General features: G+C 64.8%; 16 protein-coding genes. 11 read left to right on the top strand and 5 right to left on the bottom strand.

Going from position 1 to position 14,165, the window contains the following annotated elements; all coding sequences use genetic code 11:
* Nucleotides 1–43 precede the first annotated feature (43 nt).
* Nucleotides 44–259 carry a hypothetical protein gene (locus ACFI9K_RS12730; RefSeq protein WP_462663831.1) on the top strand — a complete coding sequence of 72 codons (216 nt, stop codon included), beginning with the start codon at nucleotides 44–46 and terminating at the stop codon, nucleotides 257–259.
* A gap of 306 nt (nucleotides 260–565) precedes the next feature.
* On the opposite strand, the gene ACFI9K_RS12725 is transcribed toward ACFI9K_RS12730, so the two are convergent.
* Entirely contained in the window at nucleotides 566–1,507 is a 942-nt protein-coding gene (locus tag ACFI9K_RS12725) for a GlxA family transcriptional regulator (protein WP_027504856.1), read from the bottom strand.
* A 107-nt stretch (nucleotides 1,508–1,614) separates the two neighbouring features.
* On the opposite strand from ACFI9K_RS12725, the gene ACFI9K_RS12720 reads away from it, so the two are divergent.
* The 5 genes from ACFI9K_RS12720 (at nucleotide 1,615) to ACFI9K_RS12700 (ending at nucleotide 6,233) form a co-directional block, all read left to right on the top strand.
* Entirely contained in the window at nucleotides 1,615–1,926 is a 312-nt protein-coding gene (locus ACFI9K_RS12720; RefSeq protein WP_006247389.1) for a putative quinol monooxygenase, read from the top strand.
* A gap of 955 nt (nucleotides 1,927–2,881) precedes the next feature.
* Entirely contained in the window at nucleotides 2,882–4,210 is a 1,329-nt protein-coding gene (locus ACFI9K_RS12715) for an ISL3-like element ISPfr2 family transposase (RefSeq protein ID WP_462663830.1), read from the top strand.
* Nucleotides 4,207–5,073 (top strand): hypothetical protein, encoded by an 867-nt coding sequence (locus ACFI9K_RS12710; RefSeq protein WP_462663829.1) that lies wholly within the window; start codon nucleotides 4,207–4,209, stop codon nucleotides 5,071–5,073. Before ACFI9K_RS12715 ends, ACFI9K_RS12710 begins: the two co-directional genes overlap by 4 nt.
* Before the next feature lie 9 nt (nucleotides 5,074–5,082).
* A complete protein-coding gene (locus ACFI9K_RS12705) occupies nucleotides 5,083–5,772 on the top strand; it encodes a DUF998 domain-containing protein (RefSeq protein WP_462663828.1) in 690 nt (229 codons plus the stop codon).
* Nucleotides 5,748–6,233, top strand: a complete 486-nt coding sequence (locus tag ACFI9K_RS12700; protein ID WP_222095494.1) for a GAF domain-containing protein — start codon at nucleotides 5,748–5,750, stop codon at nucleotides 6,231–6,233. Before ACFI9K_RS12705 ends, ACFI9K_RS12700 begins: the two co-directional genes overlap by 25 nt.
* On the opposite strand, the gene dhaL is transcribed toward ACFI9K_RS12700, so the two are convergent.
* Nucleotides 6,226–7,875 (bottom strand): dihydroxyacetone kinase subunit DhaL, encoded by a 1,650-nt coding sequence (dhaL, locus tag ACFI9K_RS12695; RefSeq protein WP_462663827.1) that lies wholly within the window; start codon nucleotides 7,873–7,875, stop codon nucleotides 6,226–6,228. The genes ACFI9K_RS12700 and dhaL overlap by 8 nt on opposite strands.
* Before the next feature lie 85 nt (nucleotides 7,876–7,960).
* Between dhaL and ACFI9K_RS12690 the strand changes: the two genes are divergently transcribed.
* Nucleotides 7,961–8,512 (top strand): YceI family protein, encoded by a 552-nt coding sequence (locus tag ACFI9K_RS12690; protein WP_462663826.1) that lies wholly within the window; start codon nucleotides 7,961–7,963, stop codon nucleotides 8,510–8,512.
* A gap of 38 nt (nucleotides 8,513–8,550) precedes the next feature.
* Nucleotides 8,551–9,279 carry an SIMPL domain-containing protein gene (locus ACFI9K_RS12685; protein ID WP_462663825.1) on the top strand — a complete coding sequence of 243 codons (729 nt, stop codon included), beginning with the start codon at nucleotides 8,551–8,553 and terminating at the stop codon, nucleotides 9,277–9,279.
* Here ACFI9K_RS12685 and ACFI9K_RS12680 read toward each other — a convergent pair.
* Entirely contained in the window at nucleotides 9,276–10,385 is a 1,110-nt protein-coding gene (locus tag ACFI9K_RS12680; RefSeq protein WP_462663824.1) for a CaiB/BaiF CoA transferase family protein, read from the bottom strand. The two genes, ACFI9K_RS12685 and ACFI9K_RS12680, sit on opposite strands and share 4 nt — an antisense overlap.
* Nucleotides 10,386–10,408: 23 nt before the next feature.
* Complete coding sequence (locus ACFI9K_RS12675) at nucleotides 10,409–11,290, bottom strand: dioxygenase family protein (RefSeq protein WP_462663823.1); 882 nt, start codon at nucleotides 11,288–11,290, stop codon at nucleotides 10,409–10,411.
* 156 nt (nucleotides 11,291–11,446) lie between these two features.
* Here ACFI9K_RS12675 and ACFI9K_RS12670 point away from each other — a divergent pair, with 156 nt between their 5' ends.
* Nucleotides 11,447–11,848: a GAF domain-containing protein gene (locus tag ACFI9K_RS12670; RefSeq protein WP_462663822.1), complete on the top strand. Its 402-nt coding sequence runs from the start codon at nucleotides 11,447–11,449 to the stop codon at nucleotides 11,846–11,848.
* Here the strand turns inward: ACFI9K_RS12670 and ACFI9K_RS12665 are convergent.
* Nucleotides 11,820–12,029 (bottom strand): hypothetical protein, encoded by a 210-nt coding sequence (locus ACFI9K_RS12665; RefSeq protein ID WP_462663821.1) that lies wholly within the window; start codon nucleotides 12,027–12,029, stop codon nucleotides 11,820–11,822. The genes ACFI9K_RS12670 and ACFI9K_RS12665 overlap by 29 nt on opposite strands.
* Nucleotides 12,030–12,174: 145 nt before the next feature.
* On the opposite strand from ACFI9K_RS12665, the gene ACFI9K_RS12660 reads away from it, so the two are divergent.
* Together ACFI9K_RS12660 and ACFI9K_RS12655 are read left to right on the top strand one after the other, a co-directional pair.
* A complete protein-coding gene (locus ACFI9K_RS12660) occupies nucleotides 12,175–13,368 on the top strand; it encodes a homogentisate 1,2-dioxygenase (RefSeq protein ID WP_462663820.1) in 1,194 nt (397 codons plus the stop codon).
* Nucleotides 13,365–14,153 carry a hypothetical protein gene (locus ACFI9K_RS12655; protein WP_462663819.1) on the top strand — a complete coding sequence of 263 codons (789 nt, stop codon included), beginning with the start codon at nucleotides 13,365–13,367 and terminating at the stop codon, nucleotides 14,151–14,153. Before ACFI9K_RS12660 ends, ACFI9K_RS12655 begins: the two co-directional genes overlap by 4 nt.
* Nucleotides 14,154–14,165 lie beyond the last annotated feature (12 nt).

The raw sequence follows: 14,165 nt of genomic DNA, 5'->3' as shown, positions 1-14,165 counted from the left end.
CCAACCCCATGATCGGTTGGTTCGAGTTCGGGGAGAAAAGACTGTGCGTAGGAACTGGATGCTCGCGGCGGGAGCGCTGGCGATGTCGGTATCGACGAGCGGATGTGCGGTAACGCTCCAGGGCAACCCGTCCCCCGCTGAGCAGGAGCGATACGGGTACGAGATGTCACAAGCGGATCAGTACCTCGTGGACTCGGCCAACTTCGTTCGCAGCCTCGATCCGTGTGGGTTTCTCGGCTCTTCCCAGATGACGGTGTAGGTCGGCCGGGCGCGTCGGTCCGCAGATAGACGCTACCCCGCCGGCGGGCTTCGGCCGCCCTGACCTGACCGCCTTCGCGGCTCATCCCAATCGACCCTGATCGGGTCTGCTGACCACCTCGACGAGAACGCAGCGACATCACAGCCACCCAACCCCGACCGCCCGGGAAGCCGGGGCACGTCACATGGCCTGTGCTGCGGGCGTGTCGAGTGGGTCGTCCAGGGGCGACGCAGGAGCGTCGACGCGACGTGCTGAGAGGTGGTTCCAACCGAGCGCTAGGACACCGGCTACAGGCATGGCGATAGGTCAGGAACGGCGTCGCTCCCTGCGCAGGAGGGAGCGCAGAGTCTCGGCGTTCGCGTAGCCGACCCGTAGCGCGATCTCGGCGGAGGTGAGGTCCGTGGTTGCTGAGAGGTGCCGAGCTCGTTCGATGCGAAGCCGTTGGACGAAGCCGAGCGGAGTGAGGTTGAGCGCCGCACGGACTCGTCGTTCGAGGGTGCGCCGGCTGGTGCCGAGCGACTGCGCGACGAAGGCGACGTTGAACGGTTCGTCCAGACGGGCGCGCACGAAGCGTTCGAACTCGACGACGATCGGGTCCTCGTGCCGGAGATGTTCGTAGGCGACGAAGGCCGCCTGCGACGGACGCTCGTCGATGATGAGGAGCTTGGCGACATGTTGGGCCAGGTCGGGGCTGATCGATCGCACGAGTGAGAGCGCGAGGTCGATGTGGGCGAACGCGGCGCCGGCGGTGACGAGGTTCCCGTCGACCACGACCATGGTGTCGAGATCGAGGGCGACGGTCGGATAGCGCTTCAGGAACTCCGGCCCCAGGAACCAGCTGGTCGTCGCCCGCCGATGATGCATCCGTCCAGTCTCGGCGACGGCGAACACGCCGGTGCACGCCGCGGCGATCCGGGTGGTCGCGTCGTCGAGGCGCCCGAGTGAGGCGATGACCGAACGTGCATCTCGGCTCTGGAGGGCGTCGTTGGTAGCGGCGGCCGTGAGGGTTCCAAGCGCAGGGACGACGACCACGTCGAACTCTCCGGACTCCGACAGCGGGTGGTCTACCGACAGGGTCATCGATGCCGTCGTGGTCACTCGCCGTTTCGGTCCGAGGATGGCGAGTTCGATCGGGTCGATCCGCGGGTCGACATCGCCGCGGGCTCCGTCGGCCACCCGCACGATGTCGATGACCGACGCGACAGCCGAACCGAAGCAGCCGTCGATCGCGATCAGTCCGATACGCATGGCGCGAACAATAGCAATACTGTCGTATACGCCACTCCCCACCGGCCCTCGCTCGTCATACGCTGAACTCGCCCCACGAAGAAAACCGACTTCAAGGAGAACCCCTCATGTCCACACCCGCATCACTTCCGTATGCCTTCGTCGCCAAGATCGTCGCGGCCGATGGACAGCACGACGCGCTCGCCGATCTGCTCGCCGGCGCTGTCGCACTCGCCAACGAAGAAGTAGGAACGATTGTCTGGTTCGCGGCTAGGACCCACGCCGACACCTTCTGGATCTTCGATGCATTCCCCGACGAGGCCGCTCGCGACGCCCACGCCAACGGCGCCATCGTCGCAGCCCTGATGGCCAACCAGCACCTCCTCGGCGCAGCACCCGAGATCCTGGCGGCCGACGTCCTCGCGTCCAAGCTCCCGTAGTCCGCCAACGCACGAGACGATCGCGCCCCGTCGATCCGTCGGACCCGACCGCCTCGACACCCGCACCACGTTGACGATCCCCGACGGGCCGATCACGAGGAGGCCAGGCAACACCAGGCGCAAGCCTGGAGCGGCACTGTTTCACCGGTGGTCATCGAGAGAGCCAGCGCGGTTCCATGGCAGCGCAACTGTGTCAACTTGCCCTCCGTCCCGCGAGGCGCCTTGGGGGGGTCGTGGTTGCGATCCGTTGCCGTGACGGGAGACGCGTTGCGCGTCGCAGCGATGACGGGTCGTTGGCGTTCCGGGGCGTTGCGTTCGTGCGCGCCGCGCGTGCGGCATGGAGCATCTCGCTGCGCACACAACGATCGTTGCGCCGACGCACCGTTGACACCTCGCACGTCCAGGTCGCGACACAACGCCACGCTGCGTTGCCGAGCGGAGCGAGGCCTATCGGCACACGGACAGGATGCCGGCCGCGAGCGCTCAGCCGGCGAGGGGTCCGTCGCAGAGGAGAGCGACGTCGGTGTCGGGCAGAGCCGTGAGGCCAGCGCATCGCGCGACCACCAGAACCGAACCGCCTGTCGGAATCGAACCGACGACCTAATCACGTCGGCTCTGCGTCTATCGCTTGATGCGCCCACTGGGTGAACGAGCCGCTGACCTGCACAAACGCCGAGCGTGGGGGACGCTGCCATCCGGTGGTGACCGACGACGACCGACCAGTACCGACCGTTTTACCGGAGTTTCACCGGAGCTCGCGGCGGCGTCGAAGCCGAGCAAGCTCCATTCTTTAGCTCACCGCGCCTTGCTCCTCGCCGGTCCCGTCGTCGTCGAAGACGTTTCAGGGCTCTTCCCAGATGAGGGTGTAGGTCGGCCGGGCGCGTCGGTCCGCAGATAGACGTCGAGGTCTCCCGACGATGGAGGTTCCTACGCCATCCATCCGAAAGACCTCGACGTGTCCGACGCTACCCCGCCGGCCGGCTTCGGCCGCCCTGACCTGACCGCCTTCGCTCGACTCGACGGCCTCGGTCTGAGCGTGACCGGGCAACGACTTGAACCGGATCGTGCGGTCCTCGCGTGCCGCGTGGTGGAACCAGATCAGTGGTGCCGACGGTGCGGCAGCGAAGGCGCTGCTCGTGACACCGTGATCCAGCGGTTGGCCCACGAGCCGCTGTGCTGGCGACCGACCGTGCTGGAAGTTGTAGTGCGCCGCTACCGCTGTGCCGACTGCGGACACGTGTGGCGCCAAGACACCAGCGCCGCGGCGGAGCCACGCGCGAAGCTCTCGCGCACCGGGTTGCGGTGGGCGCTGGAAGGGATCGTGGTCGCACACCTCACCGTCGCCCGTGTCGCCGAGGGACTCGGGGTCGCGTGGGACACCGCCAACAACGCGGTCCTGGCCGAAGGCAATCGGCTGCTGATCAACGACCCCACGCGGTTCGAGGGCGTGAAGGTCATTGGCGTCGATGAGCACGTCTGGCGACGCCACACCAGGCGTGGCGACAAGTACGTCACCGTGATCATCGACCTCACCCCGGTCCGCGATGACGCCGGCCCAGCAAGGCTGCTGGACATGGTCGAGGGCCGGTCGAAGGCGGCGTTCAAGACCTGGCTCGCCGACCGCGACGACGCCTTCCGTGACGCGGTCGAGGTGGTCGCGATGGACGGCTTCACCGGGTTCAAGACCGCCGCTGCGGAGGAGATCCCGGACGCGGTCACGGTGATGGATCCCTTCCACGTCGTGCGCCTGGCCGGTGACGCCCTCGACAGGTGTCGGCGCCGGGTCCAACTCGCGATCCACGGGCACCGTGGGTTCAGGGACGACCCGCTCTACAAGTCGCGGCGCACGCTGCACACCGGCGCGGACCTGCTTACCGACAAGCAGAGCGACAGGCTACGCGCGCTGTTCGTTGATGACGCTCACGTCGAGGTCGAGGCGACCTGGGGTGTCTACCAGCGCATGATCGCCGCCTATCGCCACGAGGACCGGCAACGTGGCCGCGAGCTCATGGAGAAGCTGATCACCGACCTCAGCGCCGGCGTCCCCAAGGTGCTCACCGAGCTCACCACCCTGGGCCGGACCCTGAAGAAGCGAGCCGCCGACGTGCTCGCCTACTTCGAACGACCCGGCACCAGCAACGGGCCGACCGAGGCGCTCAACGGACGGCTCGAACACCTGCGCGGCTCCGCACTCGGGTTCCGCAACCTGACCAACTACATCGCCCGAAGCCTGCTCGAGACCGGCGGCTTCAGACCCCAACTCCTACACCCCCGATTGGGATGAGCCGGTTTCTCGTCGAGAAGGATCTCGCCGCCCTCGGCACTGTGGTCCAGTTGCGGCCCGACGGTGAGTTGAGCACCTGCACGGCCGAGCTGGCTCGCACCACGGCATCAGGGCGACCGAATTTCACCGACTCCGTGACGGTCGACCTGGACAGGTACGAGCCCTCGTCCGAGGACTCGGAGTTCGAGAAGATTACGATCGACAACCAGCAGGTTTACCGCGACAACATGGGTGGTTCCTCATGTCGCATTACTTTCCCGCTGCGCAAGGAATTCGCAGGTACCAACTCGAAGATGATGGACGGATTCCGCACCGAGCACGGTCGTAGCTTCGCCACGATCGACGTCTATCGAACGGACGGATACTCGTGCACGGCGGCGGAGCACATCACCGAAACCGCACTCGGTCTGTTGGAAGACCCACCGCTGCGGGCAGATTCCAAGTACAACCTTCCCCTCGCCGCGAACGATCCTTGCAACGTCTTGGAGCACCTACCCGCCACGTGGACGGTGGACACCTGGGATCCTGACTCGGATCCCTACAATTGTGCCTTCACGGCGTCCTCTGAAACTCTCGAGCAGAGCTTCGTCATGATTATCATCTCGTTGGTCTACACCGACATCGACAAAGACTCGACCGATACCGCCGCCGTCCGTCAAGGTGGCCACACCGTCTACACCCGCGACTCGGGATCCTCGTGCGCCGCTGATGTCACCGTGGGTAACCCGGTACTCGGAATGCCTGATTCCGACGACAATCTCGCTACCTATGCCCGTACGATGCCGAGGCTGTCCGTCACGGCAGACGACTGTGATTCGGCCGTCGACTTGGCGGTAGCAGCTGCCGACCATCTCACTGGCTAGCCTTGGTCGGTGCGTTCGAGAACTGAAGGTGTGGATGTTCGCCGCGTCGTTGTGGCGATCTGCTCGATCATCGCCGGACTGCTGTATTCCGCGTGGGTAGCCGAATTCTTTCTGGACACCGGTCTGGACCCCACCACCTCGTTTCTCAGCGAACTCGATGCCCGCGATCAGCCGTACCGAGAGTTCTTCTCCACCGCAGACGTCGTCACGGGATCACTGATGGTCGTCGCTGCGATCCTCGGCTTCCTCGCCACTGCGCGTCGACGGCTCGTCGTCACCGGCTGGGTGGCGTCGAGCATCTTCGGGATCGCCACCATCGCCGACGCGAAACTCCCCCTCGAGTGTGTGGCCGCCGACGATCCGAGTTGTCCGATCGAGCCCAGCGGATTGTTTCCACAACTCCATCACCTGCATGCACTCACCAGCACCATTGCGGTGTTCGCGATCTTCACGGTCATGATCGCCTTCACGCTCGCCGCCTTCCGGTATCGGGCGTTCCCCCTGCTTCGGACGCTCGGTGTCGCGGTGCTGGCTGTCACGACCCTGGCAACGGCGTGGCTGTTGATCGCCGACAATCTCCCTGGCGACCATGGCCTCGGTGTTGCCCAGCGGGTTCAGGTCGGCGGAATGTCGGCGTATCTGGTGGTGCTGGGTTGTGCGCTTAGACTCGGCGGATGTCCTTCACAGCGACCGAACTGAACGGGTCCAAGGTCGAGCAGTATCAGCAGCTCGCCGAGCAGGCCAAGGGCCTGGTGTACGACGAGTCGAACCTGATCGCCAACGCCGCCAATCTCTCCGCGCTCGTGTATCACGCGCTGCCCGAGGTCAATTGGGTCGGCTTCTACCTGTTCGACGGCACCGAGCTGGTCGTCGGACCTTTTCAAGGTCAGCCCGCCTGTGTGCGCATCGCCCTGAGCAAAGGCGTGTGCGGTGCGGCCGCCACCACCCGCGAGACACAGCGAGTGGCCGACGTCCATGCCTTCCCTGGCCACATCGCGTGCGATGCCAACACTCGCTCCGAGGTCGTCGTTCCGCTGTACCAGGGCGAGAAGCTGATCGGTGTGTTCGATCTGGACAGCCCTGTCCCCGACCGCTTCGACGCCGACGATCAGGCCGGCCTCGAAGCGATCGCAGCGGTGTTCCTCGGCTCGCTCAGCTAGCGGAGCTCGCCGCCTCGAAGAACCAGGCCATGACCAACGCGCCGGGATCGACGACGCCTCGCGCGGCCTCACCGACGTAACTGGCTCGGCCGCGGTTGGCGGTGATGTCCTTGGTCGATTCGGCTCCGGTCTTCGCAGCGTCGGCGGCCTTCTGCAGAGTGCCGCCGTCCTTCTCGAGCGCCTCGACGGCCGGGGCGATGGCGTCGACCATGGTTTTGTCGCCCACCCGGGCTCCACCGAGTTCGGTGATGCTGTCCAGTCCTGCCCGGGCCGCCTTTCCGATGGCCGCGGTGTCCGGCTCCGACTCGAGCAGCGTCCTGTAGAACTGCCGGAACCAGATACCGAACAGTGCACCCGACGTACCGCCTGCGTGGCCGAGGTAGGCCTCGCTCACGGCTTCGAATACTGTTGCTGCCGAGTACGTTTCCTTGACTGCGTCGAGGTCGAGGTGCTCGAGTGCGGCCACCATGTTGGTTCCGAAATCGCCGTCGCCGGCCTTGCGATCCAACTCGGTCAGGGCTGGCTCCTCGTCGAGCACGCGCTGCGCCCATGACCCGATCCACTCGGAAACGTAGGTTGAATTCTCGCCCGAATCGGTGGGCTCGTAGGACGGCCCGAAATCACCGCGTTCTCCCACCGCCTTCGCACCACGACTGGAGGCGTTGGGCCAACCGGGCGCATCGGTGGGGGCGTCCCAGAGTGCGAGCATCTCCTCGTCGGCCCGCACCAACGTGATGGACGCGCCGCCCATGTTCAGTGCGGTGACGAAACTGCCGACCAGCGATCGAGCAATCTCGATTCCCCTGCCCGACAGATACTCCGAAAGTTCACCGAACAGCAGATGCAGTTCGAGTGGATGCGTTGCGCCGAGTCCGTTGACGATCGCGATCACTGATTCACCCGCGTTCAAGCCGAGCGACTCGACGATGGGCTCGGTCAGCTTCTTCACGATCTCCTGTGCGGGCATCTGGGGCACGCGGTCGGTGCCGCGTTCGCCGTGGATACCGATGCCGAGTTCGATGTCGCCCTGGGGCAACTCGAACGACGGGCTGTCGGCACCCGGTAGTGTCGGCGGGTGCAGAGCCACCGCCATGCTGCGTGCGTTCTCCGCTGTTCGACGCCCCAGCGCCACCACGGCTTGCAGGCTGTCGCCGCGTTCGGCCGCTGCACCGCAGACCTTTTCGACGACGATGGTTGCCGCCGTGCCGCGACGGCCCGGGCCGTCCTCGCTCTCACTGGCCACGTCGTCGTCGACGAGAACGACATCCGCGACGATGCCGTCCTCCTGCAACAACTCTCGCGCGATCTTGAAGTTCATCACGTCGCCGGTGTAGTTCTTCACGATGTGCAGCACGCCACCGCCGGAGTCCACAGCCTTGGATGCCTCGTGCACCTGCAGCGCATTCGGTGATGTGAACACCAAACCAGGGCACGCTCCGGTGAGCATGCCTCGGCCGATGAATCCGGCATGCATCGGCTCGTGGCCGGAGCCCCCACCGGACAGCAGCGCAACCTGACCTTCGGAGATGCGATAGCGACGAGTGAGAAATCCTGGATCGGCATGCCAAGTGACGTCGTCCGTGGCGGCAACGAAGCCGCGGAGGGCGTCGGCAACGAATGTTCGAGGGGAATTGGAGAACATCACTCCACCCTAACCACCGGTGCCGCGTCACCTTCTCGGTTCTGCGGGACCGATACCGCGTCTGCGGGACGGATACAGTCGGGGGATGACTACCTCGACCTGGACATTCGACGCATCGGACGGTGGGCAGTTGGCCGTGAAGACCGACGTCACCGGGCGAGCGTCCAAGATGGGCCATCGCCTCACGATTGCGGTGACGTCCTGGACCGCGACAGTCGAGTGGTCGGGGGACGCACCCACCGCCGTCTCCCTCGTCGCCGAGGTGGGTTCGCTCGAGGTGGTCCACGGCGAGGGTGGACTGACACCCTTGATCGGGCCGGAGAAAATAGTCGCGAAGGCGAACGCGCTCAAGAGTTTCGACGCCGAGCGATATCCATCGATTCGATTCGTCTCGGAGGACATCACCGCCGGTGACTCCGGATTCCGGTTGGCCGGCACGGTGGAAATTCACGGTGTGACGAGGGATGTCGCCGTGGATGTGACCACCACCGACCTTGGGGACAGGTGGCACATCGCGTCCGAAACCAGTGTGCGCCAATCGGATTACAAGATAACCCCGTACTCTCAGATGTTCGGAGCCATGAAGGTCGTGGACGAGGTGACCGTGACGTTCGACGCCGAGTACCGCACACCCTGAGCCTTTTCAATTCGCCTGTCATGGTGGACACTACGGCGGTGAACCGAAATCGATGGACGATCGGATCCTGCTTGTCGGCCCTGGTACTGATCGTGGCCGCGACCGCGGGCTGCAGCGGTCCAGCCACTACGTCCTCCGATGGGCCTCCCGGTGTGAACGTCAACGGCGTGGGAGAAGTGCAGGGTGCGCCGGATACGTTGACCACCCAGATCGGTGTTCAGGCCACAGCCGAGGATGTCACCGCCGCGATCGAACAGGCCAATTCCGCAGTCGCCGACGTCACCGATGCTGTGATTGCTGCCGGTGTCGCGCGGGAGGACATCCAGACTCAGCAGGTGTCGATCGATCCGCAGTACTCCGGAGCGTTGCCGGGTGGCACCTCGGGCATCTCCGGATATCAGGCCACCAATACCTTGCAGGTCACGGTTCGCGACCTCTCGAAGGCATCCGCTGTCCTGGGCGACGCCACCTCGGCCGGTGGGAACGCGACCCGGATCTCCGGAGTCTCGTTCAAGATCGACGACGATTCCGCACTGATCACCGATGCTCGGTCGAGGGCGTTCGCCGATGCTCGCGATCGCGCCGAGCAGTACGCCGAGCTCGCAGGCGGGGAACTCGGTGACGTTCTGTCGATCACCGAGTCGATCACCGGCCAGGAGCAGCCGACGTCCCTTCGCGACTCCGCTTCGTTCGACACGGCAGTGCCCATCGAACCGGGTCAGCAGACCGTCAGTGTGTCCGTGTCGGTCAAGTGGGCGTTGAACTAGATCCCGGCGGGCGGTGGCAAGCGATAGTCCACCGGCGTCGCCGAGAAGTCCACGGGGTTTCGGACGCCGTCGGACGCGGCACCCGGCACCTGGACCCGCGGCTCGAGTCCGAGTGAGTCCGCGAACGCGAAGGCCTCCTCGATGGAATTGACCGGGCCGGCGGGAACGTTGCGCGCCATCAGTTCTCGGTACCACTCGTCCGCAGTACGCGTCTGCAATGCCGTGTTCAGGATGTCGACCAGCTCATCTCGATTCTCGACGCGCAACGAGTTGGACGAAAATCGTTCATCTGCACCCAGTTTCGGGGTACCCAGCACCTCTGTCAGGGCCGAGAACTGACGGTCGTTGCCCACTGCCAGTGCCAACGGTCGGTCGGCGGTCTCGAACACCTCGTACGGCACAAGCGAGGGATGCTTGTTGCCCATCGGGACGGACACGACGCCGGCCCCGAGGTACGCCGCGGACTGATTGCTCAGTGCGGACAGTACCGACGCCATCAGCGAGGTGTGCACCTGCTGACCTCGGCCGGTCTTCGTTCGGTGATGCAGTGCGGCAAGGACTCCGCTCAGTGCATGCAGACCGGTGACGATATCGACCATGGCCACACCCACTTTCGTGGGCGTCGACGCGTCGGGTCCGGTGACACTCATCAGTCCGCCGACCGCTTGAACCACCAGATCGTACCCGGGTAATGCTGCTCCCCCGCCGGTGCCGAAGCCAGAGATCGAGCAGTAGATCAGACCGGGGTTCGATTGCGACAGAGTCGAATAGCCGAGCCCGAGACGGTCCATCGTGCCGGCGCGGAAGTTCTCGATCACGATGTCCGCGCCCGCGACGATCTCGTGCGCCTCGGCTACACCGCTCTCGGACTGCAAGTCGATGAATCTCGACGTCTTGTTGCGGTTCACAGAGTTGAAATAGGTTGCCGTACCAGCGGAATCATGCGGTGGACCCCAGGATCGGGTGTCGTCACCGGTTCCGGGTCGCTCGATCTTGATCACGTCTGCGCCCATGTCACCGAGCATCATGGTCGCGTACGGACCGGCAAGTACGCGAGAGAAGTCTGCGACCACGAGGCCGGCGAGTGGACCGGTGGCAAGTGTCATCGGTCCACTGTACGGCTCTGTCCTCAAGCGACCGCGAAAGACCGCTTCGCCAAACCGAACTGGAAGCCGGTGATCGCCGTGGTCACCGGAGCTTCCGGATTCTCTGCGGCACCGAGGGTGACGAACAACGGCGTGAAGTGTTCGACGGTCGGATGGGCATAGGGCATTCCCGGTGCGGCGCTGCGGAAATCCGCCAGTGTTCCGACGTCGCCGCGCGCCAACGCGTCGGCCGCCCAGAGGTCGAAATCCTCGGACCACGTCGGGACGGTATTGCTAGCGAAGTTCTCGCGGGACAGGAACGGCAACCCGTGCGTCATGAATCCGGACCCGATGACCAATACTCCCTCGGCGCGCAGCTCTTTGAGCGCCGCGCCGATGGCCATCAGCCGGTCGGGCGCGTGGGTCGGCAGGCTCAATTGCAGAACGGGGACGTCGGCATACGGGTACATCACCTTCAGCGGAACCCAGGCACCGTGATCGAGTCCGCGAGAGGTGTGGCGGTGCAGATTTTCCGAGGCCGGAATTGCCGCGGCAACGCGAGCGGCCAGAGCCTCGGCGTCGGGTGTGCGGTATTCCATCGAAAAGTACCGCTGGGCGAAGCCGCCGAAGTCGTAGACCAGCGGGGTCGCGGCCGCCGAAGCGGACAGACTCAGTGGAGCCTCTTCCCAGTGCGCGCTGACGATCAGAATCGCCTTGGGCTTGGGCATCGACTGCGACCAGCTGAACAACTGGTCCATCCAGAGTGCGTCGTCGAATACCGGGGGCGCGCCATGGCTGATGTAGAGGGCCGGCATCGGCCCGTCATTCGGGGTCCACATCTGCTGCGACCGGCTCGCCGGAGCGGTGTCGGCAAGGAATGCGTCGAACGCTGCTCCCGCGACGGGCGGGTTGATCACGGATGTCATGGCGGGTCCTTCGAGTGCTTAGGTTGAACCTTCAACTTAGCACTGAACGGCCGGTTCAGCCACTCCGACGACGCGTTCATCGCCGGGCAGGTTGGGAACTGGAACGTCGTGCAACGGACCGAGTGGGATATAACCCCTCGCCTTAAGCTCGGGTGCATGCCCGATGCTGTCTATCGCGCACCGATGCCGGACGGCGTCGAGCGCGCCCTCACCTATGGACTCTGCGGAATGGCGGCCGACGACGAACGATCGCTACGACGGGTCGAGCGCTTCGAGCAGATTCCGGACGGATCTTTTGTCTGGACGCGAACTTTGCGCGGCGAGTACTTTCTCGGCCGGATTTCCGGGCCGCTGCGAGAGGATCGAAGCGCCGACGCTGTGGCGTCGAACATGATTTTCGTACGAGCCTGCGTGTGGACGACCGAACCCGTTCCCGAGTCGGAGGTACCGGCCGCCACACTCCGCACATTCGCCCGCGGCGGGAGAAACTTTCAGCAGACACACGACCCTCGAGTCGCCGCAGAGTCGGCTAGCGTGTGGCGAGCGCGAGGTCGCTGACCTGGGGATCGACCTGAACAACCGAGTATCCCTTGATCTCGAACTTGTTCTCGCCCTCGGGTGGTCCGAGCACGGCGCGAACGATCAGCGTCGCGGCGGCAGCGACGAGTGCGATCGCGACGACCACCGCGGCAACAATCAACAGGGTGCGGGGGCCGCCGAACAGGTTCTTCGAGCTCATGGGTCCATCATGGCCCACACCGAAATGGACCGAGCCGCGTGGTGCTGACTTCGATCCCGGTTTCGATCGAACCACCCGTGACTAGAGTTGCCCCTGATACTCGCCTGGACCCCGACGAGTCGAACAGCAGCGAACGGGAGGATGCGTGGCCTACTACCGGCAGCTCGGATCGATACCGCCGAAGCGGCACACCCAGCATCGAACCCCAGACGGCAACCTCTACTTCGAGGAGCTGATGGGCGAAGAGGGATTCTCCTCGGACTCCTCCCTGCTTTATCACCGCCACATACCGTCGGCCATCGTCGACGCCACCGTGTGGGAACTCGCCGATCAATCGACGACGCCCAACCATCCACTGGTTCCCCGGCACCTGAAGTTGCACGAGCTGTTTCCGGACTCCGTCGTCGCCGACACCGATGTGGTCACCGGTCGACGCGTCGTCCTCGGCAATGCCGATGTCAGACTGTCCTACGTCGTCGCATCGAAAACTTCCCCGCTGTATCGCAATTCGATCGGCGATGAGATGGTCTACATCGAATCCGGTTCCGCCACCGTCGAAACGGTGTTCGGCGCTCTCGCTGCGCAGCAGGGCGACTACGTGCTCATTCCACGCTCGACGACGCATCGGTGGATTCCCGACGGTCCACTCCGCGCGTATGCGATCGAAGCCAACAGTCACATCGCGCCACCGAAGCGGTTTCTGTCGAAGTACGGCCAGCTGCTCGAGAACGCTCCCTACTGCGAGCGCGATCTACACGGTCCCACCGAGCCTCTGCTCGTCGACGGCGAGGACGTGGAAGTGCTTGTCAAGCACCGAGGTTCGACGGGGATCGTCGGAACCCGGTTCGTCTATCCGCAGCACCCGTTCGACGTGGTGGGGTGGGACGGCTGCCTGTACCCGTACACGTTCAACATCTCCGACTACGAACCGATCACTGGGCGCGTGCATCAACCACCGCCGGCACACCAGGCATTCGAGGGGTCCAATTTCGTGATCTGCAATTTCGTTCCGCGCAAGGTCGATTACCACCCGCTGGCAATCCCCGTGCCGTACTACCACTCCAACGTCGACTCCGACGAGATCATGTTCTACGTCGGTGGCGACTACGAGGCGCGTAAGGGGTCCGGAATCGGCCAGGGGTCGATCTCGGTGCATCCGGGCGGTCATGCTCACGGACCACAACCCGGCGCGTACGAACGCAGTATCGGAGCCGAATTCTTCGACGAGCTGGCTGTCATGGTCGATACGTTCCGGCCGCTCGAACTCGGCGAAGGTGGCCTCGCGTGCGAGGACACCGGGTACGCATGGACGTGGGCCGGCCGAGGGCCGAACCGATGATTCCTCCGTTCTTCCGTCGACTGTTCGACGACGCCTCCATCTTTCCGCCCGGTAACGCGTCGCTCGATGTCGCTGTGGCACAACACCTCGAGTACCGGGCCAGTTCATTCGTAGACCTCGTCGGCCCGTTGGTCGTTCCGATGGACCGGGTGAGCGAACTCGACCTGGGTGTTCGCATGGAGGTGGCGTTGACCGCACCTGCCGGCCCGGGCAGCGTCGGGGCGGGGCTGCGCGCCGCCGACCGTACGGCAGGGGTGACGGTTGTCGCCATCGAAGTGGCAGTACCCGACGGCACGAACATCGATGCGCTGCGCACCATCACTCAGGACCTCGAGATCTTCGTCGACATTCCTCGCGACGATCGACGGGACGACGTCTTCGACGCAGTGGACGAGTTCGGGTACCGCGCACAGTTCCGGACCGGTGGCACCGCCGCGGAGGACTACCCGAGCGAGCACGAACTCGCCGCATCCATCTACGAGGCCGCACAACGCGAAGTCCTCTTCAAGGCCACCGCCGGCACGCATCACGCGGCCCGTAACACCGATCCGCACACCGGTTTCGAGCACCACGGATTTCTGAACGTCATTCTCGCGGCGCAGGCCGCGCACAGCGGCGCTCGCGTCGGCGAGCTGGAAAAGATACTGGCGATTCGGGATGCGGACGTCCTGGCCGGGCTGGTAGCCGGGATCGAGGGGCAGCGCGTCGTCGCCTCGTTCGGCACAGGCGGCATCCGCGAACCACTCGACGAACTCGTTGCCCTGGGCCTCGTCCCGCCGCAGTGACGAAGGAGCGCC

It is taken from the genome of Rhodococcus sp. PSi06 (genome assembly GCF_054960675.1).
The sequence above is the reverse complement of the archived record's forward strand: the minus strand, read 5'-3'. Positions and strand labels throughout refer to the sequence as shown.